The 25722-nt window shown below is 61.7% G+C and carries 28 protein-coding genes and 6 pseudogenes; 13 read left to right on the forward strand and 21 right to left on the reverse strand.

The window, feature by feature from the left end:
• Positions 1–22: 22 nt before the first annotated feature.
• The 8 genes and pseudogenes from EHW12_RS32980 to EHW12_RS33010 form a co-directional block, all read right to left on the reverse strand.
• The gene (locus tag EHW12_RS32980) at positions 23–1306 is read right to left on the reverse strand and encodes an IS256 family transposase (RefSeq protein WP_075832375.1); all 1284 of its coding nucleotides are present in this window, start codon (positions 1304–1306) and stop codon (positions 23–25) included.
• Positions 1307–1359: 53 nt separating this feature from the next.
• Positions 1360–1605 (reverse strand): annotated as a pseudogene (locus tag EHW12_RS32985) (transposase); the annotation flags it as partial.
• Between the two features lie 22 nt (positions 1606–1627).
• Positions 1628–2377: a Fic family protein gene (locus tag EHW12_RS32990; RefSeq protein WP_241199233.1), complete on the reverse strand. Its 750-nt coding sequence runs from the start codon at positions 2375–2377 to the stop codon at positions 1628–1630.
• Positions 2374–2589 carry an antitoxin VbhA family protein gene (locus EHW12_RS32995; RefSeq protein WP_075835818.1) on the reverse strand — a complete coding sequence of 72 codons (216 nt, stop codon included), beginning with the start codon at positions 2587–2589 and terminating at the stop codon, positions 2374–2376. Before EHW12_RS32995 ends, EHW12_RS32990 begins: the two co-directional genes overlap by 4 nt.
• 117 nt (positions 2590–2706) lie before the next feature.
• Entirely contained in the window at positions 2707–2874 is a 168-nt protein-coding gene (locus EHW12_RS34905) for a hypothetical protein (RefSeq protein WP_164490676.1), read from the reverse strand.
• Entirely contained in the window at positions 2871–3101 is a 231-nt protein-coding gene (locus tag EHW12_RS33000; protein ID WP_125053369.1) for a hypothetical protein, read from the reverse strand. The genes EHW12_RS34905 and EHW12_RS33000 overlap by 4 nt, the downstream gene beginning before the upstream one ends.
• Entirely contained in the window at positions 3098–3643 is a 546-nt protein-coding gene (locus tag EHW12_RS33005) for a DnaB-like helicase N-terminal domain-containing protein (RefSeq protein WP_241199234.1), read from the reverse strand. Before EHW12_RS33005 ends, EHW12_RS33000 begins: the two co-directional genes overlap by 4 nt.
• 36 nt (positions 3644–3679) lie before the next feature.
• Complete coding sequence (locus tag EHW12_RS33010) at positions 3680–4000, reverse strand: hypothetical protein (protein ID WP_125053372.1); 321 nt, start codon at positions 3998–4000, stop codon at positions 3680–3682.
• Positions 4001–4204: 204 nt separating this feature from the next.
• Between EHW12_RS33010 and EHW12_RS33015 the strand changes: the two are divergent.
• Positions 4205–5406 (forward strand): annotated as a pseudogene (locus tag EHW12_RS33015) (IS110-like element IS2112 family transposase).
• A 141-nt stretch (positions 5407–5547) separates the two neighbouring features.
• On the opposite strand, the gene EHW12_RS33020 reads toward EHW12_RS33015, so the two are convergent.
• Positions 5548–6495: a recombinase family protein gene (locus EHW12_RS33020; RefSeq protein WP_047269784.1), complete on the reverse strand. Its 948-nt coding sequence runs from the start codon at positions 6493–6495 to the stop codon at positions 5548–5550.
• A gap of 119 nt (positions 6496–6614) precedes the next feature.
• Between EHW12_RS33020 and EHW12_RS33025 the strand changes: the two are divergent.
• From EHW12_RS33025 to EHW12_RS33040, 4 genes and pseudogenes are all read left to right on the forward strand, one after another.
• Positions 6615–6736: pseudogene (locus EHW12_RS33025) on the forward strand (cold shock domain-containing protein); the annotation flags it as partial.
• Positions 6737–6814: 78 nt separating this feature from the next.
• Positions 6815–7354 carry a DUF488 domain-containing protein gene (locus tag EHW12_RS33030; RefSeq protein WP_125053374.1) on the forward strand — a complete coding sequence of 180 codons (540 nt, stop codon included), beginning with the start codon at positions 6815–6817 and terminating at the stop codon, positions 7352–7354.
• Positions 7355–7718: 364 nt separating this feature from the next.
• Positions 7719–8378 carry a carbonic anhydrase gene (locus tag EHW12_RS33035; protein ID WP_064442814.1) on the forward strand — a complete coding sequence of 220 codons (660 nt, stop codon included), beginning with the start codon at positions 7719–7721 and terminating at the stop codon, positions 8376–8378.
• Positions 8379–8522: 144 nt separating this feature from the next.
• Complete coding sequence (locus EHW12_RS33040) at positions 8523–9110, forward strand: uracil-DNA glycosylase family protein (RefSeq protein WP_064443438.1); 588 nt, start codon at positions 8523–8525, stop codon at positions 9108–9110.
• 376 nt (positions 9111–9486) lie between these two features.
• Here the strand turns inward: EHW12_RS33040 and EHW12_RS33045 are convergent, their stop codons facing one another.
• From EHW12_RS33045 to EHW12_RS33065, 5 genes and pseudogenes are all read right to left on the reverse strand, one after another.
• Entirely contained in the window at positions 9487–9804 is a 318-nt protein-coding gene (locus EHW12_RS33045; RefSeq protein ID WP_064442813.1) for an MGMT family protein, read from the reverse strand.
• A pseudogene (locus tag EHW12_RS33050) lies at positions 9797–9985 on the reverse strand (vitamin B12 dependent-methionine synthase activation domain-containing protein); the annotation flags it as partial. The gene EHW12_RS33045 and the pseudogene EHW12_RS33050, both read right to left, overlap by 8 nt.
• A 349-nt stretch (positions 9986–10334) precedes the next feature.
• On the reverse strand, positions 10335–10667 hold the full coding sequence (locus tag EHW12_RS33055) for a cupin domain-containing protein (RefSeq protein ID WP_125053376.1): 333 nt from the start codon (positions 10665–10667) through the stop codon (positions 10335–10337).
• A 116-nt stretch (positions 10668–10783) separates the two neighbouring features.
• Positions 10784–11473: a hypothetical protein gene (locus EHW12_RS33060; protein ID WP_125053378.1), complete on the reverse strand. Its 690-nt coding sequence runs from the start codon at positions 11471–11473 to the stop codon at positions 10784–10786.
• A 177-nt stretch (positions 11474–11650) separates the two neighbouring features.
• The gene (locus EHW12_RS33065; protein WP_125053380.1) at positions 11651–12346 is read right to left on the reverse strand and encodes a helix-turn-helix domain-containing protein; all 696 of its coding nucleotides are present in this window, start codon (positions 12344–12346) and stop codon (positions 11651–11653) included.
• 60 nt (positions 12347–12406) lie between these two features.
• On the opposite strand from EHW12_RS33065, the gene fdxA reads away from it, so the two are divergent.
• Both fdxA and EHW12_RS33075 read left to right on the forward strand, forming a co-directional pair.
• On the forward strand, positions 12407–12781 hold the full coding sequence (fdxA, locus tag EHW12_RS33070) for a ferredoxin (protein ID WP_125053382.1): 375 nt from the start codon (positions 12407–12409) through the stop codon (positions 12779–12781).
• Positions 12782–12790: 9 nt separating this feature from the next.
• Positions 12791–13507, forward strand: a pseudogene (locus tag EHW12_RS33075) (cbb3-type cytochrome c oxidase subunit I); the annotation flags it as partial.
• A 390-nt stretch (positions 13508–13897) separates the two neighbouring features.
• Here the strand turns inward: EHW12_RS33075 and EHW12_RS33085 are convergent.
• Positions 13898–14839: a helix-turn-helix domain-containing protein gene (locus EHW12_RS33085; protein ID WP_003941078.1), complete on the reverse strand. Its 942-nt coding sequence runs from the start codon at positions 14837–14839 to the stop codon at positions 13898–13900.
• Positions 14840–14947: 108 nt separating this feature from the next.
• On the opposite strand from EHW12_RS33085, the gene EHW12_RS33090 reads away from it, so the two are divergent.
• From EHW12_RS33090 to EHW12_RS33100, 3 genes and pseudogenes are all read left to right on the forward strand, one after another.
• Positions 14948–15259 (forward strand): antibiotic biosynthesis monooxygenase, encoded by a 312-nt coding sequence (locus EHW12_RS33090; RefSeq protein WP_003941073.1) that lies wholly within the window; start codon positions 14948–14950, stop codon positions 15257–15259.
• Positions 15260–15338: 79 nt separating this feature from the next.
• The gene (locus EHW12_RS33095) at positions 15339–16523 is read left to right on the forward strand and encodes a globin domain-containing protein (RefSeq protein WP_241199235.1); all 1185 of its coding nucleotides are present in this window, start codon (positions 15339–15341) and stop codon (positions 16521–16523) included.
• A gap of 11 nt (positions 16524–16534) precedes the next feature.
• Positions 16535–16729 (forward strand): annotated as a pseudogene (locus EHW12_RS33100) (hypothetical protein); the annotation flags it as partial.
• Positions 16730–16762: 33 nt separating this feature from the next.
• Here EHW12_RS33100 and EHW12_RS33105 read toward each other — a convergent pair.
• From EHW12_RS33105 to EHW12_RS33115, 3 genes are all read right to left on the reverse strand, one after another.
• A complete protein-coding gene (locus EHW12_RS33105) occupies positions 16763–17176 on the reverse strand; it encodes a VOC family protein (RefSeq protein ID WP_064445068.1) in 414 nt (137 codons plus the stop codon).
• A gap of 220 nt (positions 17177–17396) precedes the next feature.
• Positions 17397–17591 (reverse strand): hypothetical protein, encoded by a 195-nt coding sequence (locus EHW12_RS33110; protein WP_125053384.1) that lies wholly within the window; start codon positions 17589–17591, stop codon positions 17397–17399.
• A gap of 681 nt (positions 17592–18272) precedes the next feature.
• On the reverse strand, positions 18273–18584 hold the full coding sequence (locus EHW12_RS33115; protein ID WP_125053386.1) for a hypothetical protein: 312 nt from the start codon (positions 18582–18584) through the stop codon (positions 18273–18275).
• A 1186-nt stretch (positions 18585–19770) separates the two neighbouring features.
• Here EHW12_RS33115 and EHW12_RS33120 point away from each other — a divergent pair.
• Entirely contained in the window at positions 19771–21060 is a 1290-nt protein-coding gene (locus EHW12_RS33120; protein WP_125053388.1) for an ISL3 family transposase, read from the forward strand.
• Between the two features lie 2 nt (positions 21061–21062).
• Here the strand turns inward: EHW12_RS33120 and EHW12_RS33125 are convergent, their stop codons facing one another.
• The 3 genes from EHW12_RS33125 to nrdH form a co-directional block, all read right to left on the reverse strand.
• Positions 21063–21347: a helix-turn-helix transcriptional regulator gene (locus EHW12_RS33125; protein ID WP_125053390.1), complete on the reverse strand. Its 285-nt coding sequence runs from the start codon at positions 21345–21347 to the stop codon at positions 21063–21065.
• Entirely contained in the window at positions 21344–22423 is a 1080-nt protein-coding gene (locus EHW12_RS33130; protein ID WP_075835920.1) for a tyrosine-type recombinase/integrase, read from the reverse strand. The genes EHW12_RS33125 and EHW12_RS33130 overlap by 4 nt, the downstream gene beginning before the upstream one ends.
• Positions 22424–22547: 124 nt before the next feature.
• A complete protein-coding gene (gene nrdH, locus EHW12_RS33135) occupies positions 22548–22835 on the reverse strand; it encodes a glutaredoxin-like protein NrdH (protein WP_125053392.1) in 288 nt (95 codons plus the stop codon).
• Positions 22836–23445: 610 nt separating this feature from the next.
• Between nrdH and EHW12_RS33140 the strand changes: the two genes are divergently transcribed.
• On the forward strand, positions 23446–24438 hold the full coding sequence (locus EHW12_RS33140; protein WP_125053394.1) for a DUF2971 domain-containing protein: 993 nt from the start codon (positions 23446–23448) through the stop codon (positions 24436–24438).
• Positions 24435–25718, forward strand: a complete 1284-nt coding sequence (locus EHW12_RS33145; protein WP_125053396.1) for an IS256 family transposase — start codon at positions 24435–24437, stop codon at positions 25716–25718. Before EHW12_RS33140 ends, EHW12_RS33145 begins: the two co-directional genes overlap by 4 nt.
• The last annotated feature ends 4 nt before the right edge of the window (positions 25719–25722 follow it).

A 25722-nucleotide genomic window follows, 5' to 3' on the forward strand; every position in this document is an offset into this window, starting at 1 on the left:
GGTGTAATTGATTGGTTTCTAACTACTTTCGTCCGGCAGACAGCCGTCCGTCGAACGTTATCTCGAAGGCATTCAGTGCTGCCTTCCATCGGTTGGACCAGCGCCTGCGGGCGGTGCCTTTGGGATCGAGGCTCATGATGGCCAGATACACGCATTTCAAGGCCGCGGCCTCGGTCGGAAAGTGTCCACGGGCCTTGACAGCCCTGCGGATTCGAGCGTTGACACTCTCGATGGCGTTGGTCGTGTAAATGACCTGCCGGATGGCGTTGTCGAATTGTAGGAACGGCACGAACTCAGCCCAGGCGTTAGTCCAGAGCCTGATGATCGCGGGATAGCGTTTCTCCCATTTGTCACTGAACTCTGCGAATCGGTCGAGCGCGGCCTGCTCCGACGGAGCCGTGTAGACGGGTTTGAGGTCCTTGGCGATCTCGGACCAGTCCTTGCGGGAGGCATAGGCGTAGGTGTTACGGAGAAGATGGACCACACAAGTCTGCACGATGGTCTGTGGCCACACTTGCTCGATCGAGTCGGGTAGATGCTTGAGACCATCGCACACGACGATCAGAACATCTTGCACACCACGGTTTTTCAGCTCGGACAACACCCGAAGCCAGTACTTCGCTCCCTCCCCGTCGCCGTGCTCACCGACCCACAGTCCGAGGATGTCGCGGGTGCCGTCGACAGTCACCCCCATCGCGACGTAGATCGGCCGGTTGGCGACGTTGCCCTCGCGGATCTTGACGTGGATGCAGTCGATGAACAACACCGGGTACACAGGATCCAACGGCCGGTTCTGCCACTCGGCCATGCCTTCCATCACCCGCTCGGTGATCGTCGAGATCGTCTGCTTGGACACATCAGCTCCGTACACCTCGGCCAGGTGTGCAGCGATCTCACCGGTCGTCAAACCCTTGGCCGACAATGAGATCACCATGTCCTCCACGCCTGAGAGCCGACGCTGCCGCTTGGCCACGATCTTCGGCTCGAAGGAGGAATCCCGGTCACGGGGCACCTCGAGTTCGACCGGGCCGGCCTCGGTCAACACGTTCTTGGCTCGTCTGCCGTTGCGGGAGTTGCCGCTGCCCCTCCCTGCCGGGTCGCTCTTGCCGTATCCGAGGTGGTCGTCCATCTCGCCTTCGAGCGCGGACTCCACGACTAGCTTGGTCAGCTTCGACAGCAATCCACCATCTCCGGTCAACTGCAGCCCTTCGGCTCGCGCCTGCTCGACCAGCTCTTTGAGCCGCGCATCGCTGATACCCGGCTGAGCCGAGTTCGTCTCTGTCTCACGTTCAATCACGTCAGTCATAGTGGCGTATCTCCTTTCAGAGTTACACCGTTGTTCTTACAGTCCCCTCGTCTGCCGTTGCGGGAGTTGCCGCTGCCCCTCCCTGCCGGGTCGCTCTTGCCGTATCCGAGGTGGTCGTCCATCTCGCCTTCGAGCGCGGACTCCACGACTAGCTTGGTCAGCTTCGACAGCAATCCACCATCTCCGGTCAACTGCAGCCCTTCGGCTCGCGCCTGCTCGACCAGCTCTTTGAGCCGCGCATCGCTGATACCCGGCTGAGCCGAGTTCGTCTCTGTCTCACGTTCAATCACGTCAGTCATAGTGGCGTATCTCCTTTCAGAGTTACACCGTTGTTCTTACAGTCCCGCCGCGCATGAGGTCGCTGAGCTCGTTCGGGTTGTACGGTGCGCGGTTTCCGCTTCGGAGATGGTCGATCATCGCCTTGTGGTGCTCGGCTACCTCGAGGTGGATGACGTTGCCTTGAGTTTTGGCGAGTGTGGGCGGTTCGGTGTTGTTGCGGTGCACGCCGGGGGCGAGGACGTCGCGGAGTGGGGTGTGGGTTGCTTCCATGGCGACGTAGCGGGCTGCTTGTACTGCGGAGGCGTGGACTTTTTGCCAGTCGATGGTCCAGCCGGAGGATTTGAGGAGTTCGTCGAAGAAGACTCGTTGTGTGCGGGAGTTGCCGTCTCGGAATGGGTGCAGGACGGTGGTTTCGCCCCAGTGGTAGGCGAGTCGGTCGACGGCGCGGTCTTTCGGGAGGCCTTGGGGGAAGTTGTCTTTGGCGATTCCGCGGAAGATGAACGCTGCTTGGTTTTCGATGTGTTCGGGTCGGCAGTGTGGGAGGTTCATGCCGACGGCGCCGGTGTCGCGGGTGCGGAGGGTGCCTGCCCAGTCGTAGACGTCTTGCAGGATGAATTGGTGGATCTTTTTGAGGTGGTCGAAGTCGAAATTGCCTGGTATGGGCTGTGTTTCGAGTTGCAGGATTCGCTGGTAGGCGGCTGCTCGTTCGTCCTCGAGGAGTGCTTGGGGGTCGGTGTGCCCGAGTTTGTTGATCAGGACCCCGGTTTCGGGGTCGACGTACGGGTCTTTCAACTGCGGGCAGCTCGGCGGCGGCGGTTTTCGGCGAGGACGAGTGCGACTGCTTCGTCGCCGGTGATTTCTCCGCGTAGTTGCCGGCGTCCGATTTCGATGTCGTAGTCGGTGGGTTCCATGCCGGCCATGCGGTGGCCGGCGGTGGCGGCGGCGATGGCTCGGTCGATCTGGGCTTCGGTCATGTGCGACTGTGCGTTGCGTGCAGTGGTCACCGGTGCTCCTTCGTCGACTCGGGCGAGTGTGGCGGTGCGCGGGGAAGCTGCGCACCGTTGTCTATTCTACCTGATCATTGCCTGTTTCCTGCGATCAACAGACCTGCGGGGGTGGCGTTAGAACAGGGTGTTTTGGGTTTGTGCGGCGGCGTTGTCGGTGCGTTTTTCGTAGGCGGCTGCGAGGGTTTGCGCGGCGGTGGGGCTGCATCCCATTTCGGTGCCGATTTCGTCCCAATCGGCTCCGTGGTGGTGCAGCTGCCAGGCGTCGCGTTCGTCATCGTTCATGTTCTGGGTTCCTGTCTGCTCGAGGGCGACCTTCGGAGTTTGGCCGCTTTCAGGAAGCTGTAGCTCGAAAGGGCGAGCAACCCGACTCCGGCGATGAGGGTTCGGCTGGTTCCGATGGTGAAGTCCAGGGCTGCGACGGCGAGGGCGAGGACGAGGACACCGAAGATGCTGTGTTTCACCACCCCCGGCCTGCTGATTCGCTGATCTGGCTTGTCTGGAGTGTTCATGCTCGGCCTTCGCGGATGGCGGCGAGGCGTTGGGAGGCTGCGCGGCGTTCGCGGCCGATGCTGAGCAGGTGCTCGAACAGTTGGTCTTCGGGGAGTTCTTCGGCGGCTTGGGCGAGGGATCGTGCTGCTTCGCGGAATCCGCGCCGGTAGGCCTGGGTGAGGACTGCGGCAATGTTGTGCTCGAGTTCAGCGGACGGGACGCCGATGGTGGTGATGTCGGTGAGCGCTTTGGTGAGCTGTTTCCCGAGGTGCCCGCTGGTGCGGCCTTCCTGCTGCAAGGTAGTGAAGACGTGGGCACTGTTGTGAGGTTTGCCGGAAGTGACTAACTCCTCGATGGCGGTGAACAGTGCCGCGTTCACGGGCCGATAGAAGTCTGCGCTGGTCAGAGCTGCGACGGCACGCTTCGCGCTCTCGGCCGGCGCCCAGAGCAGCGAGCACAGGAGTTGAGCCTCGACGTCGAGGGCGGTGCTGTATTCGTCGATCTCGCCTTCGTTGTCGGTGAGGTCGTCGAAGTCGGGGGCGGTGGCCAGTGAGAGTGTCACGTCGGGGTCCTTGCAGTCGCCGGTGGGCATGGGAGGTCAGGGTCGCGGTGAGGTGAGTTGCCGGTGGCTGCGCAGAATCTCGGCGGCTGCGCGGAGGTTGCGGGCTGCGTCCTCGAGGTGGGTTGCGATGTCCTGGTCATGGCCGGCAACGTCTTCGGCGGTGTCCGTGCCGGGGGCGGTGTAGAGGGTGTGCAGTTCTTCGCGTGCGTCGCTGATTCCGGCGAGGGAGTCGTCGAGGGCGGCGAGCATGGTGCGGAGTTTGCGGTCGACGGATTCGCTGTCGCGGCGGAGCTCGGCGTCGAGTGCGCGGTCGACGAAGTCTGCATCGGGAGTGAAGGTGAATGCTGCTGCGGTCATGGTGTCCTCCGTAAGTTGTTAGTTGGTCCGGAAGTGCTGGGTGTGGCTGATGGTGTCTTGCCTTGTGTGGCTCGAAACGAGTGGCCGCCCAGCGCTTCGGGACGCCCTGTCTGCTGATTGAAAAATGTGCTTCGAGCACTGTTTACGGAGATGACGGTGGGGTGTTCCTCGGGCCTGACACGAGTCGGCGACATGGAGGAGCGAATGAGAGAAACTCACACCCACGCATGGGTCGGAATCGACGCAGGCAAGGGCCATCATTGGGCAGCAGTGGTCGACGAAGCAGGGTTGATCGTGTGGTCGCACAAGATCATCAACGACGAGACCGCGACACTGCACGCGCTGAGCGAGATTCTGGCCTTGGCCGACGAACTCCATTGGGCGGTAGATATTTCCGGAACCTCCTCTGCGTTGCTGCTCGCTCTTCTCGCCGCACACGACCAGAGTGCGGTGTACGTCCCTGGTCGCACCGTCAACAGGATGTCCGGCGCGTATCGAGGGGAGGCGAAAACCGATGCCCGCGATGCCTATGTGATCGCGGAAACTGCTCGACACCGACATGATCTGTCTGTGTTGATCCCACCGGCTCAGTTGGCCGCGGAACTCGCGCTGTTGACCTCGCATCGGACCGATCTCGTCGCTGACCGAGTCCGGCTGATCAACCGTCTGCGTGACACTCTCACCGGTGTCTTTCCTGCGCTCGAGCGGGCTTTCGACTTCGGGCGACACAAGGGCGCGTTGGTGTTGTTGACCGGTTTTCAGACCCCGCGTGCCATTCGGCGACGCGGACGCACTCGCTTGAGCTTGTGGCTTGGTAAACGTGGGGTGCGCGGGGCGGACGGTGTCGCCGAGATTGCGTGGGAGGCGGCGTCTGCGCAGAATGTGGTCCTGCCTGGTGAGGCTGTTGCGGCGCAGTTGGTGGCCGATATCGCCGACCGAGTCCTCGCAGTGGACGTCCAGCTCGCTCGTATCGACGCCAGATCGGTGAGACCTTCCGCCGCCATCCGCAGGCTGCGGTCATCGAATCCATGCCCGGTATCGGTCCGATCCTCGGCGCGGAATTCGTTGTCGCTGCCGGTGATATGTCGGCGTACTCCGATGCCGGACACCTTGCCTCGGCAGCCGGTTTGGTTCCGGTCCCCCGCGATTCCGGTCGCCGAACCGGCAACATGCACCGACCCAAACGCTACAGCCGGCGACTGCGGCGGGTCTTCTACCTCTCCGCTCAAACCTCGATCATCAAAGATGGACCGAATCGCGAGTTCTACCTCAAGAAACGAAGTGAAGGAATGAGGCACGTTCAAGCGGTTATCGCCTTGGCGCGTCGACGAGTGAACGTGATCTGGGCATTGTTGCGCGACGACCGGCTGTTCATCGTTGATGCACCCGCTCTTCGAACTGCTTGATTTCCTCATTGAAACTCGTTTCGCTGGTGAAAGTGTGTGGTCAGGCGGCCGGGACTGGTGGAGTGTCGGTATTCCAACCGTGCACTATTCGTTTACGCAGGTCCGCTTGGGTTTTCACTGATGAATCCATATCGCCGCCTTTCATCGGTGGTCCGGGCACAGGAGGGTGGGCGTCAAATTCCACCCACTGGCAGTCAGCCACTGTTGAACAGGAAGCGGGAGACCTTCGACTGTCGCGGCGTGTGCGAAGGTGTCGGCAAGAATTGGACCGTCGCCGCATACGGCGCACGCGACGTCGAAAGCGGGTGGCTCGGGTTCGCAATGGCGACAGTGCGAACGGATGACGACCGCATTCGGATCGTCGACATCCGGATGGAGCCATGCAACGGCCAGGTCGCCGCGTTGATGAGCGGCTTCCGCTCGCGTACTCGGCTCGTAACCACACGTCGGGCAGGTGCGTGGCACTCGCATGGGCACAACAGAATTCACAGGAACGTCCCCGGGAGGTTGCGCTGTGGAGGTCGAAGCTGACTTGTTCTTGTTGAGATGGCCGTACACGGTCGTGCGGGGCACGTTCAACGTCGCAGCAATCTGCGCGACCGTGTTCTCTCCGGCGTCGTACAGCCGCTGAGCGAGTGCGATTTGATCGTCGGTGAGCTTCGGCGGACGGCCGCCCTTTCTGCCGCGCGCCCGCGCAGCGGCCAAGCCGTCCCGAGTGTTCGCCACAATCAGCTCACGCTGAAGTTCCGCGAGTACCGACAGCATCCCGAACATCGCCCGACCTTCGGCGGTGGCGGTATCGATTCCCTGCTCGAGGACTTTCACCCCGATCCCCCGCCCACGCAGATCGGCACCGAGCGTGATCAGATGCAGTACCGACCGGCCCAGCCTGTCGAGGCGGGTGATCACCAGCGTGTCACCGTCGCGCATTCGCTGCAGAACAGCATCCAACTGTGGCCGTGACGCCTTCGCGCCGCCGGCGTGATCGACATGAATGTTCTCGACCTCGACGCCCGCCCGCGCCAACGCGTCGACTTGGTGAGCGGGATTCTGATCTGCGCTGGAGACTCGTGCGTAACCGAACAGCATCTGTCGATAATACCCAGACCCAGGGTTATTCGACATAGTTTTACGACACGGGTTTCAGACAAACATCATCTGGGTGTACATGGTGATGAAAACCGGATCGATTCTGTAGGGATATTTGTATGACACGGGGCCTCGTGCAGTGGTTCAACGGCGAAAGGGCTTTGGTTTCATCGCTCGCGACGATGGAACACCTGACGTGTTCGTTCACTTCTCCAAGATCTCGAGCGGCGGCTACACGAACTGATGTGCCAGCGAGCTGAGCCCAGATATTTCCACCTACTACACACAAGATCCAGGGGATACGACGTAGCGTGACGCTATGTCAGATATCACGGTTTACACCGTCGGACACTCGACACACCCGATCGACGAGTTCATCGATCTTTTGGAGACGTACGGGGTCAGGAAGCTGATCGACGTACGAACCATCGCCAAGTCCCGACACAACCCGCAGTTCGGTGAGGCAGCTTTGGCGGCGAGCGTGCGCGCACGCAAGATCACGTACCGCAGAATGAAAGCATTAGGCGGCTTGCGTCATGTACGCAAGGACAGCATCAACGGTGCGTGGCGAAACGCCTCGTTCCAGGGTTACGCGGACTACATGCAGACAGACGAGTTCGCCGAAGCGATCGACCTGCTCGTGAAGCGAGGTCACAACAGCGATGTAGCGATCATGTGTGCCGAAGCTGTGCCGTGGCGATGCCATCGTTCGATGATCGGCGACGCCCTCGTGGTGCGCGGCGTCGTCGTGCTTGACATCATGACCAAGAAGTCGGCGCCGCCGCATACGCTTACCTCTTTTGCGCACGTTGACGGGACGCGTGTGAGTTACCCGACCTCGCCGGAAGCGTCGTCTTAAGCGCACTGCGCTGAGCCTGCGCGGTAGTGACACGCGTCTTGTGGTGACGAAGTGAGTCGAGGAGTTTCCGCAGACCCAGAAACCCGACTGCGAAACCCGACTGCTCGACCGCCTTGTTCGTGGTGATCACGCGCGCGATCCGGCAAAATCCTTGCGCAGTCACGACCACGCGGCCCCTCGCTTCACAGCGATCCTTGTTCGCAGGAGGTTCGTTGTCGACCGCTGAGAGGTTCGAACAGTACTGCGTTGCCGCACAGCCGGTTTCAAGCTCGCCGGACGCTTCGTCGGAGCCGTGACCACCCGACCACAGGTGGGTCAACACCCCTGTCAGCAATGCGGAAGACGCCGTGTGCACAATGGATGAATGCCACGTTCAAGCCCCCTTTCCGCTTGGAAGTCTCTTCGCGAGGGTAACGAGCGATTCGTCAACGGCGCGTCCATCCATCCGAGCCAGGGAATCGTCGACCGCGCGAAGCTGGTCAACGAACAACATCCGACCGCGGTCTTGTTCGGTTGCGGTGATTCGCGCGTAGCCGCCGAGATCATCTTCGATCAGGGTCTCGGCGACATGTTCGTCGTCCGCACCGCAGGTCATGTGCTCGACGATTCGGTGCTCGGTTCGATCGAATACGCCATAGAGGTGCTCGACGTGCCGCTCATCGTCGTCCTCGGCCACGACAGTTGCGGCGCAGTGAAAGCCACTCTCGATGCCTTGGACGAGAATGCGGTGCCCGACGGTTTCATTCGTAGTGTGATCGAGCGCGTCGCCCCCTCGATCCTGATGGGCCGCCGCGAGGGATTGTCCACCGTCGACGAACTCGAAGGTCGTCATGTGGTGGAAACAGGGTCGTTGATCATGCAGAGGTCGCGCATCATCGCGGAGAAAGTGGACAAAGGTGCCTGCGCGATCGTCGGCGTCACCTACACGTTGTCCGACGGGCATATGCGTCTTCGAGGCGTGGTTGGAGACATAGGGGAAACCGTGCCAAATACTGGGGGACTCGACGCCCCCGCTGCCCGCTGACTGAGGAATCTGTCAGCCGGGCCTACCGGCGCGGCTTCAAGCCTTCCACCCGGATTTCGGTGATTTCCCGGTAAGACGACGACCTCGAACGCGTCCGATAACGACGTCACTTCTATGCTTGCCTCGACCCCGGAGATGGGAAATATGCCGGAACCATTGGCTGAGTTGCTCAGGGAGATCCGAGGGTGCACGCTCTGCGCGGACCACCTGCCGTGCGGGCCGCGTCCCGTACTGCAAGCAGGCCCATCGGCTCGGCTGCGTGTGATCGGCCAGGCGCCTGGCCGCAAAGTTCATACGACGGGTGTTCCCTGGGACGATCCTTCAGGTGACCGTCTGCGCACTTGGCTCGGTCTGACGCCCCCACAGTTCTACGACCCGGGCAAGGTAGCCGTCATGTCGATGGGCTTTTGCTATCCCGGCAAAGCGAGGTCGGGTGATCAACCACCGCGATCCGAATGCGTATCCCACTGGCACGAGGCGCTGAACGATCATTTGGTCGATGTTCGACTCACGTTATTGGTCGGTCAGTATGCACAGGCACATTATCTACGTGGTCGGCGCAAGCCGACGCTGACCGAGACCGTCAAAGCAGCGAAGGATTACTTGCCGTTGGGGTACCTTCCCCTTCCGCATCCTTCTCCGCGCAACCAGCCGTGGCTTGCCAAGAACCTGTGGTTCGAGGAGGACGTGTTGCCGATCGTCCAGACTGCAGTTCGCTCGCTCGCCCTGTGAAAGATCTTTTTGTCTCCACGTAGAGGTTCAGCGCGAAGCGCGAACACAACGTGTTCGACGTTGTCAGTTGACCGTCCACATCATCGAACCGATACCGAGCTGGCCGCCCGGTCACTGAGCTCTCCCCGTTCACACGCCGCGTCGGCGCTACACGCTCTCGCGCCTTACACCTTGCCCCCGGGTGTGTCGTCAACCGCCAGTCCACCTGAGTGCACGTCGAGACTGCGCAGCGGGTGGCCGTGTCTCATCCGACATGCCAGACTTAGGACATGACCCGGGGAGCAAATACGAGGGTGAAGATGACTTAATCGCATGGAGGACATGGCATTTCGTCGAAAACGATTGCAGGACGGTTCTCGCCATCGTTTGAGGTGGATCATCCATTCCACAGCGCGTGTACGAGGTCGACCCGTCCGTCGCGCATGGGCGTCCCTTCGCCGCGCAGTAGGACGAGAGCGTTGTTGCCGTGACAGGTAGCGGGAGTGCCGTTGGCGTAGACCACTCGGTGCCAATGTGTTTCGTCTGCCCAGTGGGTCATGACCTGGCCGACTTGGCGCGGATGCGCGTCGACGATGGTGGCGATCAGTCCGTATGTCATCACGCGGCCTGCAGGGATACGGTCGATTGTGTCGAGGACGCGGCGCGCGAACGGCGAGGGGCCGTCTTCCGATATTCCGTTCGGCAACTCAGACATTGAAATACTTTGCTTCCGGGTGGTGCAGGACAAAAGCGTCCGTGGACTGCTCGGGATGCAGCTGCAGCTCCTCAGACAATTCGACGCCGATTCGTTCGGGTTCGAGCAACGCAACCAACTTGGCTCGATCCTCGAGATCCGGGCACGCGCCGTATCCGAACGAATAACGAGCGCCGCGGTACTCGAGGCCGAGGAAGTCGTCCAGGGTGAGGTCCGCGGCCTGCAACATGGTGCCCATCGCTCCGTCGCCGATGACAACGCAATGTTTCAGCGCATCAAGCAGGGCAGAGTTACATGGGGCAGACATGCCGCCGGCCGTGGACTTCGAGGAAACAGGGGCGATCGGATCGTCGGTTTCGAATCGGTTCAATGCATTTACCTAACAGGACGATTGCCATCGACACGTAGAAGGACCGCGAACCGTGCCCGCGGACGATGCGGGGCACAGCTCGCGACTGGAGCATGGTCGATGACGAAGCGGAGTAAGAAATGACGGTCAGATCAGTGGCCGTGAAGACCGGGTCGATACTTCAGATTGCTTTAGCGACCGTCAGTAGTACGCACGAGGCCTCCAGCGCTTCGAGAGAATGTCGAGCATTCGGGACGATCAACAGATCGCCGGATGATCCTTCCCACGCGTTTTCGGCTGCGCACAGGCGTACCCGGCCGGTGAGGACATAGACGGTCGCTTCCCCAGGGTTCTCGTGCTCGTCGAGTTTTTGCCCCTCTGCCAGCGCGATGACGGTTTGACGCAGGACGTGTTCATGGCCGCCGTACACGGTACGAGCGCTACGGCCACTCTTCGACCTTCCCGCCTTGTCGGCGAGTTGGCGAGCGAGCGCTGTCAATGACATCTTTTCCACGATGTTCGCTTTCTTTGCGTTTATGCGGTGCTGGCCAGGGATTTCACTCGTTCTCGACTGGTCCGGCCATGAGGAGGTTCCTCAGTTGGTTCATGGGCATTTCGGAGGGCGTTGAATCAGGGCTGCTGCGGCGGGGGTGGGGGGTGATCTCGTGCGGTGAGGAACTTGGCGGGGTCACTGCCGGCGCGGGCGCCGCTGTCTAACCATCGGGCGAATCCCCTTGGATCTCGAGGTTCGATTTCGTCGAGATAAGCCTCGCGGGTACGCGCGAGGTGCAGGGCGTCCGTGGCCGAGGGCGATGTCGAGGGATCGCTCTTCAGGGCGGGAAAGCTCATTCGCCAACATCGGCACAGGGCTTCGTTCGACAGTTGACTGCAGTCGGGCAGCGGATGAAGCGGCACATCGACGGGGCGTGGGTGGATGAGTGGACTCCTCGGCGAGCGCGGCGGTGACTGTGTGAACTCGACTCTGCCGCGAAGATAGCGGCATACCGGAGCAGAGGTGATGGCCATCAGCAGTATCAACGGTAGGGCGGGAGCGCCGGCGAGGGTGATCAATCCGATGACAGTGACCACTCCTGCCGCCCACGTAGCGCCGTCTCGTAGCGCAATCGCAAGGAGATTTCGCGGTGGTGGGGTAGTACGACGTGTGATCGGTCGCAGCCAGGGTGAACCCCCTCCGATCAGCACTGCGGCAATCACCGCCGATACCAGAACGTCGGTTTGGACGGTGACGGCTGCGGCGATCCCCCCTGAAGCGGCCAGGATGACCGCGGTAATCCACCAGATCATGCGATAGATGCTCATGAGATGTAATCCGTTGTGGTGAGGAAGTTTCCGGCTGTTCATTTCTCGATGCGGTCCGCCGAAACGGGGAACATCTTCGATCGCGCGAGCACGTCAGTGGTCCAGCAATGCATGAGGGAGGGGAATGTGACTGTGCGAGTTCGATATTGATAGACACCGGCTGTATGTACCTGGGCATCATTGCCGCTCCAGTTGCGCGAGACACGTATGCACGGTGTCCCAGGGGGTGAGCGTGCTCTTGATCTGACGTGCGCCGAGTCGTGTCAGAACGCCGCGTATCAGACCGAGATGTAAGGAGCAGACAACGGAGGGGTTCTGTCGGGCGACGCTTTCGAACGGACAGGCGTGCAATCGGATACGCGTTCGGGAAGTCAAGGATTCGAGTTCCGGATCGAACCCCATCTCCGCGAACAAGGTGGTGACGACGACCGCCGCATCTTCTGCGGATCGACCGATTCCGGAGGTTTCGCCGAGATCGTCCAGCGCCCACTGCCGACCCGCAGCCTCGGCGAGCTGTTCCGGATCACCGTCCGCGTGGCGTGCGAAGTGCGCCGCCAAAACGTGGGCCAACTTTTCGTATCCGGAGGTGATGCCGAATCCTGACCCGAGTGGATTCTGTGCCCGGTAAAGCTGGCGCGGACGCCCTCGGATGACGTTGCGCTCGGTCTCCTTCGCGATCAGACCGACTTCGATCAACGCATTGAGGTGGAACCGAACTGTGCTCACATGCAGGCCGCACAGATCCGCCAGTTCGGTGGCGGTCATCGATTCCGCGGCAGCCCGCAAGGCATCCAACAGTTGAACTCGCCGCCCAGACGCCAGCACTGCATGGGTGCCGGCGCGCGCAGAACCGGTTCCCTTTCGTATCGCCATACTGTAATACTTTAGAGGAAAGATTTCCTTAAAAATAGGCAGTGCCCCCGGAGGTCGCTCATGACATACGTGATCGCAGCACCATGTATCGACGTGTTGGACCGGGGGTGCGTCGAGGAATGCCCGGTGGACTGCATCTACGAAGGAGCGCGGTCGCTCTACATCCACCCCGACGAATGCATCGACTGCGGCGCGTGCGAACCGGTCTGCCCGGTCGAGGCCATCTCGTACGAATCCGACGTCCCCGCCCGCTGGGAAGATTTCATCGATGACAACGCCCGCTTCTTCCACCGGCCACTGCCCGGTGCGGCCGAGATGGTGGGATCACCGGGAGGATCCATGAATCTCGGTCGCGTAGGTGTCGATACGGAATTGGTAGGCGGGTACCCGTACTCGAATCGTCCGGATATCGGACCGCCATCTCCCGCGCAGTGAGGAACGGCAATGACTCCCATTGTGACAGAGCTCCTTCCTTCGCGGCCTTACCCGAAACGGCGGGGGCTCAAGGGCACGTTCCTCTATTCCGCTGCCACTACGACCGATCCCAAACAGCTGGGCGTGATGTATCTGGTCACCTCGTTCGCCTTCTTCATGCTGGGCGGATTGATGGCCCTGCTGATCCGGACCGAACTTGCCGTCCCCGGTCTTCAGTTTCTCTCGAACGAGCAGTACAACCAGCTCTTCACCATGCACGGCACGATCATGTTGCTGCTCTATGCCACTCCGATCGTCTTCGGCTTCGCGAACTACATACTTCCCCTGCAGATCGGCGCACCGGATGTGGCGTTCCCGCGACTGAACGCACTCAGCTACTGGCTGTACCTGTTCGGTGCGCTCGTCACCGTATCCGGATTCCTCACCCCCGGAGGTGCCGCCGACTTCGGATGGACGGGGTATTCCCCGCTGACCAGTGCCCTGCATTCACCAGGTGTCGGTGGGGATCTGTGGATCATGGGCCTCGCACTGGCCGGCGTCGGGACCATCTTGGGTGGGGTCAACATGATCACCACCGTGATCTGTCTGCGTGCACCCGGGATGACGATGTTTCGGATGCCCATCTTCACGTGGAATGTCTTCATCACCATGATTTTGGTGTTGTTGGCTTTTCCTATTCTCACGGCAGCGCTGATGGGACTGCTCGTGGACCGACACTTGGGGGCTCTTCCCAGATGAGGGTGTAGGTCGGCCGGGCGCGTCGGTCCGCAGGTAGACGTCGAGGTCTCCCGACGATGGAGGTTCCTACGCCATCCATCCGAAAGACCTCGACGTGACCGACGCTACCCCGCCGGCCGGCTTCGGCCGCCCTGACCTGACCGCCTTCGCGTCTCATCCCAATCGACCCTGATCGAGTCTGCTGACCCCCTCGACGAGAACGCAGCGACATCACAGCCACCCAACCCCGACCGTCCGGGAAGCCAGGACACGTCACATGGCCTGTGCTGCGGGCGTGTCGAGTGGGTCGTCCAGGGGCGACGCAGGAGCGTCGACGCGACGTGCTGAGAGGTGGTTCCAGTCGAGCACTAGGACACCGGCTACAGGCATGGCGATAGGTCAGGAACGGCGTCGCTCCCTACGCAGGAGGGAGCGCAGAGTCTCGGCGTTCGCGTAGCCGACCCGTAGCGCGATCTCGGCGGAGGTGAGGTCCGTGGTTGCTGAGAGGTGCCGAGCTCGTTCGATGCGAAGCCGTTGGACGAAGCCGAGCGGAGTGAGGTTGAGCGCCGCACGGACTCGTCGTTCGAGGGTGCGCCGGCTGGTGCCGAGCGACTGCGCGACGAAGGCGACGTTGAACGGTTCGTCCAGGCGGGCGCGCACGAAGCGTTCGAACTCGACGACGATCGGGTCCTCGTGCCGGAGATGTTCGTAGGCGACGAAGGCCGCCTGCGACGGACGCTCGTCGATGATGAGGAGCTTGGCGACATGTTGGGCCAGGTCGGGGCTGATCGATCGCACGAGTGAGAGCGCGAGGTCGATGTGGGCGAACGCGGCGCCGGCGGTGACGAGGTTCCCGTCGACCACGACCATGGTGTCGAGATCGAGGGCGACGGTCGGATAGCGCTTCAGGAACTCCGGCCCCAGGAACCAGCTGGTCGTCGCCCGCCGATGATGCATCCGTCCGGTCTCGGCGACAGCGAACACGCCGGTGCACGCCGCGGCGATCCGGGTGGTCGCGTCGTCGAGGCGCCCGAGCGAGGCGATGACCGAACGAGCATCTCGGCTCTGGAGGGCGTCGTTGGTAGCGGCGGCCGTGAGGGTTCCAAGCGCAGGGACGACGACCACGTCGAACTCTGCGGACTCCGACAGCGGGTGGTCCACCGACAGGGTCATCGATGCCGTCGTGGTCACTCTCCGTTTCGGTCCGAGGATGGCGAGTTCGATCGGGTCGATCCGCGGGTCGACATCGCCGCGGGCTCCGTCGGCCACCCGCACGATGTCGATGACCGACGCGACAGCCGAACCGAAGCAGCCGTCGATCGCGATCAGTCCGATACGCATGGCGCAAACAATAGCAATACTGCCGTATACGCCACTTCTCACATGCCCTTGCTCGTCATACGCTGAACTCGCTTCACCAAGAAACCTCGACACCTAGGAGAACCCCTCATGTCCACACCCGCATCACTTCCGTATGCCTTCGTCGCCAAGATCGTCGCGGCAGATGGACAGCACGACGCGCTCGCCGATCTGCTCGCCGGCGCTGTCGCGCTCGCCAACGAAGAAGTAGGAACGATTGTCTGGTTCGCGGTCAGGACCCACGCCGACACCTTCTGGATCTTCGATGCATTCCCCGACGAGGCCGCTCGCGACGCCCACGCCAACGGCGCCATCGTCGCAGCCCTGATGGCCAACCAGCACCTCCTCGGCGCAGCACCCGAGATCCTGGCGGCCGACGTCCTCGCGTCCAAGCTCCCGTAGTCCGCCAACGCACGAGACGATCGCGCCCCGCCGAGCCGTCGCCAGGTCGCGACGCAACGCCACGCTGCGTTGCCGAGCGGTGCGAGGCCTATCGGCACACGGACAGGATGCCGGCCGCGAGCGCTCAGCCGGCGAGGGTTCCGTCGCAGAGGAGAGCGACGTCGGTGTCGGGCAGAGCCGTGAGGCCAGCGCATCGCGCGACCACCAGAACCGAACCGCCCCTGCCCTGCGTTTCCGCAGGTCAGGGGCTGTTCGCCGGAGCCGCCTAACACTGCAGCTCGAACCCGACAGCGCCAAGGTCGATCTCATCCTTTCGCGTATCGCTCACAAGCATGCGTCGTTGGGAATCACCCCCGATCAGTACGCGATCGTTCACGAACACCTCTTCGCCGCGATCGTCGAAATACTCGGAGATGCAGTCACTCCCGAAGTCGCCGCAGCCTGGGACGAGGTCTACTGGCTGATGGCGGAAACCCTCATCACGATTGAACGGGGTCTCTACCAACTCGCCGGCGTCGACGCCGGCGACGTGTGGCGCACGGTCAGGATCAGCGAGCGCGTCCTGCAATCCGCCGACACTGTCTCGCTGACTCTCGCCTCGCTCGACGGCAGCGTTCTCCCCACCTTCGCGCCCGGACAGTACCTTTCGGTCGGAGTTACGCTGCCCGACGGCGCTCGCCAGATACGTCAATACAGCCTCTGTTCCGTGCCGAGCAGCGCCGACTGGCGAATCAGCGTGAAGAGAATTTCGGGCACGCCCGACGGCGAAGTGTCGAACTTCCTCTACAACAACGTGTTCGAAGGTTCCGAGCTGTCGGTAACCACACCGTTCGGCGATCTGATGATGCCTGACGACGACTCACCACTGCTACTCGCGTCGGCCGGAATCGGTTGCACACCGATGATCGGAATGCTCAACCATCTTGCGGACACCGGTGCACAGCGTTCCGTCTCCGTCATTCATGCTGATCGATCCATCGCAGATCATGCTCACCGAGCAGAACTCAGCACACTCGTCGAGAAGATTCCCGCCGCAACCTTGCACCGCTGGTACGAGGATCCCGGCACGCACGTACCGTTCGGATCTGTTCACGAAGGACGGGCCGATCTGCGCGATATCACTGTCGAACCGGATACCCAGGCGTTCCTCTGTGGGCCGATGCCGTTCATGTTGGCGATGCGCGCATCGTTGCTCCAACGGGATGTTCCGGCGCAGAATATCCACTACGAGGTCTTCGGACCGGACAGCTGGGCCAATACCTGAGCGGACCCGACATGACGGAAGAGCAACCTGTGGAAACTCTTTCGCGATGGTCCGACTCGGGAGCGACGTGGCGGGTTCTACGGCGCACCCCCACATCGATCACGGTGTCACTACGACGCTGCGACGACGGCGAGGAAGTAGAGCGTCTGACATCGTCCGATCCCGATCTCCTCGCGTGGATCGGTGACCGCTCCAGCAGCGAGGACAGGCCGGACGAACGCACCGCTCCGGACGGCACGTTATCCGTGGAATCGTGGTGCGATCAGCTCTCGGGGTAACTGTTCTGGGTCCGGGTAAGCGACGATGACACGGATACCGTCCGGGTCGCAGCCGTCGACGAAGGTTACTCCGCCGACAACCTGGGTGAAAGTGGAGGCGTCATATGCGCGTAGACGCTCACTGATCCGCGTAAGTTCCTCTTCTGTATCGGCGGACCACATGACGTAGTGGACGCCGATACTGCTGATGTTGCGCAGGGATGCGCCCTTTTGCACATACATGTAGATCTGAAAATCATCCGGCGTCAGAAGAAGCACCGCATCGCGTTCACGCAAGGCGACACGGCAGGAAAACACGTCGCAGTAATAACTCACCGACCGATCCAGGTTGGCTACTTGCATCACCGACGAGGCAACTTTGGCGGCAGCACACATTTTTCTCTCCCACTCCCGAACAAGCCAGAGGTCTTCAGAGTACCGTCACACTCGGTGCATTGGCTTTTTCTGTGACTCAAAGTCCGCATGCACCAGAATTCGCCGCTGACGTTGATGATCGTTCGCCAACTCTCCCGCTCCGAGGTGCAGCGTTTCCTCACCGGGCTCCAATAGGGCGTCCAATCCAACCTGCCGGATCAAACTCCGATAAGTAGATAAACTACCTTCGATTCGGCCCGTTGGTTCGGGCATCGAGATAGCGCGCCCAGTCGCGGCGAGCGTAGTCGGCCCACCGACTGACGGAATGGATATGCAACCCGAGCAGGTCGGCGACGACCGGTGCTGGTAGGTCTTCGGTGAGAGTACGGAGAGCGGAGTTGCGGCTGATCCTGACCGGGATATCGAGTGCGGTCATCGCGATCCCCACCGGGCGGGCGTGGCGAGCCGTTCCGGGAACGGTGCGGCTGGGAAACAAAGAACGGCGAACCTGTCTTTGTAGCCAGAGGATGGACGATGGCGGTTTCTACCAGTTCATTGACCAATGTTGCGACTGTCGGTGGCAGCCTGACCGGGTTGCGAGCAAAAATGATGTTGGTTTCATCATCTTGTTGCTCGACGGCGCTGGTGCTGAGTGCGAGGATTCGGGTGAGAGGGATCCCGTACAGCAGCACCAGAAGTCCGGCGACACGCAGCGGCAGTTCGATAGTGGCGTCGGTGAGAAGTCGTCGGATTCTTCGTGCGTGTTCGTGTGCTTCCGCGACGTCGGTGGGGAATGCCGATTGCCTCCTCGACACGGCGGCGTCACCGATGATGTCTCGTTGTCGTAGCCAGAGGACGAAACCGGTGATCCTATAGGTTCGGTGCCCGTTGATGGAGGTCCAGCGGTCGAGTTGGTGCTGGTTCAGATCGGCTATCGCGAGGTCGTTCTCATCGAGCCATTCCAGTAGGTGAACTGCTCCCCAGATGATGGCTCGGTCACTTTGCGCGCTGGAGTCGGTGTAGCTGCGGCGGACGGCGCGGCGGCGAGCACGGCGCAGCACACTCCATTGTGCGTACGGCCGGATCAGCGCCGCGTGTTCTGCGGTCAGCGTTCCCGTCAGATGGTGGAGCCATTGTTCGAGTCGGCCCAACGGCTCGATTCGAGGCGGGAGGACATCAGCGTGGACGAGGACCGCACGAAGGTAATGCAACGCAGTGGACGGGGGTGGGCGTCGAGGTCGGCATGCACGATCGGGTGCTCTACTCGTGCGATGTGTTGCAGCAGTGCAATGGTTTTCGGGTGGTCGAGCCATCGCAGAGTCGAGTCGGGACGTCGCTCCTCGGCAGCGAGGTACACGATGAACGGCAGTATCTGGGAGCAGATGTATCCGTGTTCATCCGCCAGCAGTGTTGCTGCCCGGCGCCGCACCGAGCACCGTAAGCAGGTTCGGGCGTAGTGCTGTAGGCCGGGCTGATCGCACGTCGTACAGCGATAGTCGATCGAGGAGCCTGCGCACGGTCCGCAGACCGCGCGGCCTGTGAGGTCTATTCCGGTGAGGACCCCGATGCGTGAACACGTGGCGCACGGATCTGGGTGAATGAGAGCCTGGCGGTAGCAGGCCCGGCACACCGGCCCTTTCGGCCATATCGCCTTGGCGGATCGCACTCGCGAGCACACTACACAGCGGTGCGTCCGTTCGGGTCGGCACCGTTTACACAGGTCCGGGTGTTCTCCCCCGCGTCGATGTGCGATCGCCACGATGCGGCCGCATCGTCCGCATGGCCGGCGCGGCGGCTCGTAGCAGCGCGCACAGAGTGGCCCCGTGTCGCTGAACTTCTTGGCGATCGCTGTCCGTCCGCACTGCGTGCAGATGTGCTGTGGGCGTGCGCAGGTCCCGCACATCGGATCGCCCGAGTCGTCTCTCGTGGACGGGGCACGGACTCGTCCGCAGCGGATGCATTTCTCGGTGCGTTGTGGTTCGTGTTGATAACAGGTGCGGCAGATCGTTCCGTCCGGGCGCACCGCAGTCGGATGCCCGGCCTTGCCGCAGCGGTCGCAGGTCACGGTGTTCGCTTTGGTGACGCACCATTCGCAGCATCGTCCTTCGGGAGCGAGGCGGATCAGTCTGGGCCATCGTTTACCGCATCGCGCACACGCGGGAAGTTCAACGCGGCATCCGGCCGCGTGCAAGCCGTACGCCAGGCGCACAGCGGTGATCGGGGCGTGAGGATCCGGTGGTGAGGACAAGCATCCGGGGTGACTCATCAGATACCGGTGCAGGGTCCGTACCCCACGGGGTTGCCATGCCGCCGCGTCCTGGAGTAGTTGTCGTGCATGATCTTCGGTGATCTTTCCGGGTGCGACGGACTGGGTCACCGCGATCATCTGTGCGCGTATCTCGTCGAGTGGTGCGCTCGGCGGCGTTCCTCGTGGTGGCATCAATCAGTGCTGCGGCCGGCGAATCGTGGTGCGTCGCAGCGGCGTGGGCGCGGAGCGGTCGCTTGCGGCTTTTCGGGGCTCTTCGCGCTTGAGCGGGGTGCCCGGTAGTTGATGGGGCTCGTGGCCCCGACATGCTGTTGGTCTCTCACAACGCGACAACAGCGAGGCCACGAGCATGAACGAGGGTACGTCAGTGCTGCTCGGGCTGGAGGACGAGTTCACCGTCCTGCAGCTCGAACGAATCGATGCCGACACGGTGCGTGTCGTCATCGAGGTCATCGACCCGAAGGGCGCCTGCCCCGAGTGCGGGGTGCTCACCTCAAGGATCAAGGAGCGGCCACTGGTTCGAGTCAAGGACTTGCCTGCCTCCGGCCAAAGAACCGATCTTTGGTGGCTCAAACGGCCCTTGGTGTGCCGCGAACCGGCCTGTGGGACAGCGACATTCACGCAGCAGTCCCGCGCTGTGCCGGCACGGTCGCGGCTCACGACCCGGCTACGAGAGAAGATCGGTTCGGCGATCGCGTCGGGCAACCGCGCCGTCAGCGAGGTCGCTAGCGAGTACCAGGTGGCGTGGTCGACCGCGCACCGGGCGCTCATCGCACTGGCCAACCAGTGGCTGCCCGAGCCGGAACCCACCCGCGTGCTCGGCATCGACGAGACCCGCGCCCGGTCGGTGCGCTGGGTGCTCGAAGAGGCCGGCTGGACACGGTCGAACCCGTGGATGACCTCGTTCGTCAACGCCGACCCCACCCTGCCCGGGCACCTTCTCGGGCTGACCCCGGGACGCTCCGGGGCGTGCGTGATCGACTGGCTCGCGCTGCAGACACCCGCGTTCCGGGCCGGCATCGACCTGGTCGTGATCGACCCGTCCGCGCCGTACGCGGGCGGGATCCGCACCGCCCTGCCGGACGCGCGGATCGCAGTCGACAAGTGGCATCTCGTCGCCCTCGCCAACCTCATGGTCACCCAGGTCCGTCAACGGATCACCCGGCAACTGCACGGCCGCCGCGGCACCGCCACCGACAAAGTCTGGGCCAGCCGGCAACTGCTGCTCACCGGCTACGAGCACCTCACCGTCAAGCAAAAGGCCCGGTTCAACGCCGCCCTCGCCGCCGAGGATCCGACCAACGAGATCGCCGCCGCGCATGCCGTCAAGGAACGCCTGCGCCTGCTGCTGGCCGAACACCAGCCGCACCAGATCCGGCGCAGGCTGTACGACTTCTACGACGCCGCCGCCCGCGCCGACATGGAGGAAACCAGCCGCCTAGCGACCACGATCGACACCTGGTGGCCAGCGGTGCTCGTCGCGCTCACCGAGGACGTGACCAACGCCCGCACCGAGGGCTTCAACCGGATCATCAAGCAAACCAAGCGTGTCGGATGCGGCTTCACCAACATGGACAACTACCGAAGGCGCATCATGGTCCACATCGCCCTCACCCGAGGGCAGAGACCAGCAGCATGAAATCAGCACACGCCCCGCTCAGATGCGGAGAGCCCTTTTCGGATCGTTTCGTTGACGATCTTCGGTTCGATGAGATCGTTGGGTGTGCATTCGAGTATGTCGCAGAGCGCAACCAGGGTGTCCATGCTCAATCGTTGCGGAGGTGAGGTGACCAGGCGGTAGACCTGCTCACGGGAGAGCGCGATTCCGCGTTCGGCGAGTAACGGGACAAGGTCCGAGGTGTGGAAGATGTCGCGTTCGGCCATCTTGTGCCGCAAGTGCCAGGCGTAGCCCATTTTCTTGTTCATGATTCGCTCCACAGTTCGCCGTGTCGGTTTCGCATCGCGCGGGTCAACAGTTGATTTCGGTACTCGTTCGAGACGCCGGTGTAGATCGACGTCGTCGATGCATGCGTGTGCCCGACCTGTTCTTGGACGAAGCGCACCGGGTAGTCGAATTCGATCAGATGGGTCACGTAGGAATGTCGCAGGCAGTGCAAGTCCAGGATCGGGTCGAGATTCGCGTCGTCACGGGCAGCAGTAAGCGCGGCGTTGACCGATCGCGGGGAGATGCGACCTGCGCGTTCGGTCACCCACAATGCCGGATGCGCACCGGGCGCAAACGCTGGTCGGATTTCGGCCAGATAGTGCTCGAGGACGTCGACGATCCAATCGAATTCGGGAACAGTGAGCACAGTCCGGCGTTTCGTCGGCCCGCCGCGCGACGCCTTACCGAATCGAACCGCGACCGAACCCGACGAACCATACTGCGGGGCTTGGGAATTGCGCCGAAGATCTACCAGGTCGATATTGCACACCTCCGAGCGGCGTAGCCCGAAGGCGTAGCAGAACTTGAGCATCGCGGAATCGCGCATCGCCGCGAGGGCGCCTTTGCGGCCATTCTCCCGAATCTTCTCGGCTCGTCCGTCAGCGGCATCGAACAAGGCTTGGATCTCGTCGTACGTCAGCGGACGCCGACGCGGACTGCCTTCGTAGTCCCCAATGTGCAGCACGGAGTTGCCCTCGTGGAACACCAACTGGGGTGTTGACCCGAACCTGTCGGCGCACACCTGCATCCAGCCGTATCGGTGGTCGGTGAGGTACTCGCAGAACAGTCTGACCGTGATTTCGTAGCTCCGGATCGTGGACAACGCGAGCGCCCGGTCGCCGGATCGCAGATCACTGATCCATGCCTCAGCTTCTGCTGGAGTCCACTGCCACGGATACAGATTCGTGAACTCACCGAATCGTCGAATCATCCGAATCCGCGCTGCAATGGTCTGGTCTTTGAGGAATCGGCTGCGTTGTTGTCGCGTCCAGCCCTCGATCATCGCTTCCGACATCGCCGGTGCCGGATCGAGATGGACGACATTCCCCGCGAGTATCAGATGTGCCGATCCCGGCGCCTCGTTCACCACATTAATGTTGTATCAGATGCAACATTGTTACATCCACTCGAAGCGCACGGTCCGGGTCCGTAAATCCGGGACTTACAACTCCCCTGCGGCGTCAAACAGCCAGTTCAGACAGGTCTTTCGAATTGACGCTATGTTGCATCTGCTGCAATACATCCCATTTGGTGAGCTTGGAGATTTCGTCGGGACGGAATCCGCTCCAGTGGTTTTCTCCTGCGACGACGACGGGGGCTTGCAGGTATCCCAGGCTCATGACGTAATCGCGGGCCTGTGCGTTTTCGGTGATGTCGATGACGTCGTATTGGATTCCTGCTTTGTCGAGTGCGCGGTACGTGGCATTGCATTGCACACATGCGGGCTTGGTATATACGGTGATCGCCATTGTCACTCCCCCTCGTCGGTGATTCTTTATTGATTTCATTCTATCGAACATTGCAATATAAATCAATACTTTCGCGGGTATTTCTTCGATTAGCTTCCGCTTTAGTTAATGACATCTTCAATCATTTTTCGCATTCTTTCTCTAATACCAAACCGTGATGTACGCAGCTACTTGCATGCGTTCTACCTGTACTTTCTCCCCTCTCCCCGATATGTGCCGATATTCTGGTCTCGGCGGGAGCGGGTCAAGGTGAGCGTAGGAAAAAATATCTTAGCGCCTTTGTTCGAGCGTGCGAGTGGCGCGTGTGGATATTATTTCTGGAGCGGCCTTGATGCGCGAGCGTCGGGATAGAAGAATGTTTACACCGGGGCGGGTAGGTTCTTGTCCTTGCGCTTTTGTCGTGGTTCGTGGCCGGCGGCCGGGGTGCTTTCTCGAGTGTCTGTGGTGGTGTCCGTATTCCGCCCTTCCGGTCCGCCAGTGGCTCTTTACCGCCGGCGGACCGGAAGGTGCGGGGCGGAAGGGCGGACGGATCCCCAACCCTTTCGGGCCGGGGATCGCCGCTTCATCGGGTTAGTCGATCGCGACCTCGTCGAATAGGCGGAAGAGCAACATGAGCAACGACGACAACTTGTATCACTACACTTCCGCGGCAGGACTCCTCGGCATCGTTGATCGAATCAGCCAAGCGAGCTTCCCGAACGTGTACGCGACTACCAATCACCCCTTGTATGCCGAGTACACCTACGATCGAACGCTGCGATTCCAGGCGTCTGATGTTCGGTTCATGAACGACCACGCAGAGCTGAAGACTGCCGGCAAAGTGTTCGCGCAGAAGATCAGGGATGCCGCCGGTGACTCTGGCGGCGACCACCCGTTGTTACCCCTCGCCCGAGAGCTGCGCGCAAACGGGTTGTTACCAGACCCCGCGCAAGTGTTTGCCGCCTCGTTTACCACCGAGCCAGATGATCTCAGTCAATGGCGCGGTTACGCCGGTGGTACAGGCGGATTCGCGATCGGCATACCCAGGGAAGTTCTCGAGAATCACACCTTCCCAATGTTCAACTGGCCCGAGCCAGAAAATCCAAGACTCGACTCAGTGATCAGTTTCCCGGCGGACGGGGATGTCGTCGAAGTGAGCTACGAGTCGGCCGCTATCGAACGCGACGCCGACGAGTTCATCAGCCGCTACGCGAACAAACCCGCGCTCGGCCCCCACGACCTCGCTTTCGCACGCTTCGAGATGGCGAAGCACCTCGCCCGGCACAAAGATGACTCGTTCAAGGCCGAACAGGAGTTTCGTGTCATGACCCACACAGCGCCACCGACGACCAGCACTAACCCTCCGTTCGGCGAACTCCGCCTCAGCGGTTACGGTCTCTCGCCCTTCACCGCGTTCGCGATCAACCTCGGCACCCATTGGCGTCCGGCGGCAGAGACAACAATCGCGAGACTGATTGTCGGCCCAGGGCCATACCAAGATGTTCAGGTCATCGCGGCGCGTCAACTACTTAGCGTCAACGGCCATGACCCTGGTGTGGTGGAACCTTCGGGCAGGGACTGTAAGAACAACGGTGTAACTCTGAAAGGAGATACGCCACTATGACTGATGTGATTGATCGTGAGACAGAGACGAACTCGGCTCAGCCGGGTATCAGCGATGCGCGGCTCAAAGAGCTGGTCGAGCAGGCGCGAGCCGAAGGGCTGCAGTTGACCGGAGATGGTGGATTGCTGTCGAAGCTGACCAAGCTAGTCGTGGAGTCCGCGCTCGAAGGCGAGATGGACGACCACCTCGGATACGGCAAGAGCGACCCGGCAGGCAGGGGCAGCGGCAACTCCCGCAACGGCAGACGCACCAAGAACGTGTTGACCGAGGCCGGCCCGGTCGAACTCGAGGTGCCCCGTGACCGGGATTCCTCCTTCGAACCGAAGATCGTGGCCAAGCGGCAGCGTCGGCTCTCAGGCGTGGAGGACATGGTGATCTCATTGTCGGCCAAGGGTTTGACGACTGGTGAGATCGCTGCACACCTGGCCGAGGTGTACGGAGCTGATGTGTCCAAGCAGACGATCTCGACGATCACCGAGCGGGTGATGGAAGGCATGGCCGAGTGGCAGAACCGGCCGTTGGATCCTGTGTACCCGGTGTTGTTCATCGACTGCATCCACGTCAAGATTCGCGAGGGCAACGTCGCTAACCGGCCGATCTACGTCGCGATGGGGGTGACTGTCGACGGCACCCGCGACATCCTCGGACTGTGGGTCGGTGAGCACGGCGACGGGGAGGGAGCGAAGTACTGGCTTCGGGTGTTGTCCGAGCTGAAAAACCGTGGTGTGCAAGATGTTCTGATCGTCGTGTGCGACGGTCTCAAGCATCTACCCGACTCGATCGAGCAAGTGTGGCCACAGACCATCGTGCAGACTTGTGTGGTCCATCTTCTCCGTAACACCTACGCCTATGCCTCCCGCAAGGACTGGTCCGAGATCGCCAAGGACCTCAAACCCGTCTACACGGCGCCGTCGGAGCAGGCCGCGCTCGACCGATTCGCAGAGTTCAGTGACAAATGGGAGAAACGCTATCCCGCGATCATCAGGCTCTGGACTAACGCCTGGGCTGAGTTCGTGCCGTTCCTACAATTCGACAACGCCATCCGGCAGGTCATCTACACGACCAACGCCATCGAAAGTGTCAACGCCCGAATCCGCAGGGCTGTCAAGGCCCGTGGACACTTTCCGACCGAGGCCGCGGCCTTGAAATGCGTGTATCTGGCCATCATGAGCCTCGATCCCAAAGGCACCGCCCGCAGGCGCTGGTCCAACCGATGGAAGGCAGCACTGAATGCCTTCGAGATAACGTTCGACGGACGGCTGTCTGCCGGACGAAAGTAGTTAG

The sequence above is a fragment of the Rhodococcus sp. NJ-530 genome (genome assembly GCF_003860625.1).
Taxonomy (GTDB): Bacteria; Actinomycetota; Actinomycetes; order Mycobacteriales; family Mycobacteriaceae; genus Rhodococcus_F; species Rhodococcus_F qingshengii.

Coding starts and splice junctions, on each gene's coding strand:
- EHW12_RS33020 (WP_047269784.1), bottom strand. CDS start 6,495: ATGCTGTTCGGTTACGCACGAGTCTCCAGCGCAGATCAGAATCCCGCT.
- EHW12_RS33090 (WP_003941073.1), top strand. CDS start 14,948: ATGTCCACACCCGCATCACTTCCGTATGCCTTCGTCGCCAAGATCGTC.
- EHW12_RS34905 (WP_164490676.1), bottom strand. CDS start 2,874: ATGAACGATGACGAACGCGACGCCTGGCAGCTGCACCACCACGGAGCC.
- EHW12_RS33140 (WP_125053394.1), top strand. CDS start 23,446: ATGAGCAACGACGACAACTTGTATCACTACACTTCCGCGGCAGGACTC.
- EHW12_RS33030 (WP_125053374.1), top strand. CDS start 6,815: ATGTCAGATATCACGGTTTACACCGTCGGACACTCGACACACCCGATC.
- EHW12_RS33145 (WP_125053396.1), top strand. CDS start 24,435: ATGACTGATGTGATTGATCGTGAGACAGAGACGAACTCGGCTCAGCCG.
- EHW12_RS33120 (WP_125053388.1), top strand. CDS start 19,771: ATGAACGAGGGTACGTCAGTGCTGCTCGGGCTGGAGGACGAGTTCACC.
- EHW12_RS33085 (WP_003941078.1), bottom strand. CDS start 14,839: ATGCGTATCGGACTGATCGCGATCGACGGCTGCTTCGGTTCGGCTGTC.
- fdxA (WP_125053382.1), top strand. CDS start 12,407: ATGACATACGTGATCGCAGCACCATGTATCGACGTGTTGGACCGGGGG.
- EHW12_RS33105 (WP_064445068.1), bottom strand. CDS start 17,176: ATGTGTGCTGCCGCCAAAGTTGCCTCGTCGGTGATGCAAGTAGCCAAC.
- EHW12_RS33010 (WP_125053372.1), bottom strand. CDS start 4,000: ATGACCGCAGCAGCATTCACCTTCACTCCCGATGCAGACTTCGTCGAC.
- EHW12_RS33060 (WP_125053378.1), bottom strand. CDS start 11,473: ATGAGCATCTATCGCATGATCTGGTGGATTACCGCGGTCATCCTGGCC.
- EHW12_RS33035 (WP_064442814.1), top strand. CDS start 7,719: ATGCCACGTTCAAGCCCCCTTTCCGCTTGGAAGTCTCTTCGCGAGGGT.
- EHW12_RS33000 (WP_125053369.1), bottom strand. CDS start 3,101: ATGAACACTCCAGACAAGCCAGATCAGCGAATCAGCAGGCCGGGGGTG.
- EHW12_RS33040 (WP_064443438.1), top strand. CDS start 8,523: ATGCCGGAACCATTGGCTGAGTTGCTCAGGGAGATCCGAGGGTGCACG.
- EHW12_RS33065 (WP_125053380.1), bottom strand. CDS start 12,346: ATGGCGATACGAAAGGGAACCGGTTCTGCGCGCGCCGGCACCCATGCA.
- EHW12_RS33045 (WP_064442813.1), bottom strand. CDS start 9,804: ATGTCTGAGTTGCCGAACGGAATATCGGAAGACGGCCCCTCGCCGTTC.
- nrdH (WP_125053392.1), bottom strand. CDS start 22,835: ATGGCGATCACCGTATATACCAAGCCCGCATGTGTGCAATGCAATGCC.
- EHW12_RS32980 (WP_075832375.1), bottom strand. CDS start 1,306: ATGACTGACGTGATTGAACGTGAGACAGAGACGAACTCGGCTCAGCCG.
- EHW12_RS33110 (WP_125053384.1), bottom strand. CDS start 17,591: ATGACCGCACTCGATATCCCGGTCAGGATCAGCCGCAACTCCGCTCTC.
- EHW12_RS33125 (WP_125053390.1), bottom strand. CDS start 21,347: ATGAACAAGAAAATGGGCTACGCCTGGCACTTGCGGCACAAGATGGCC.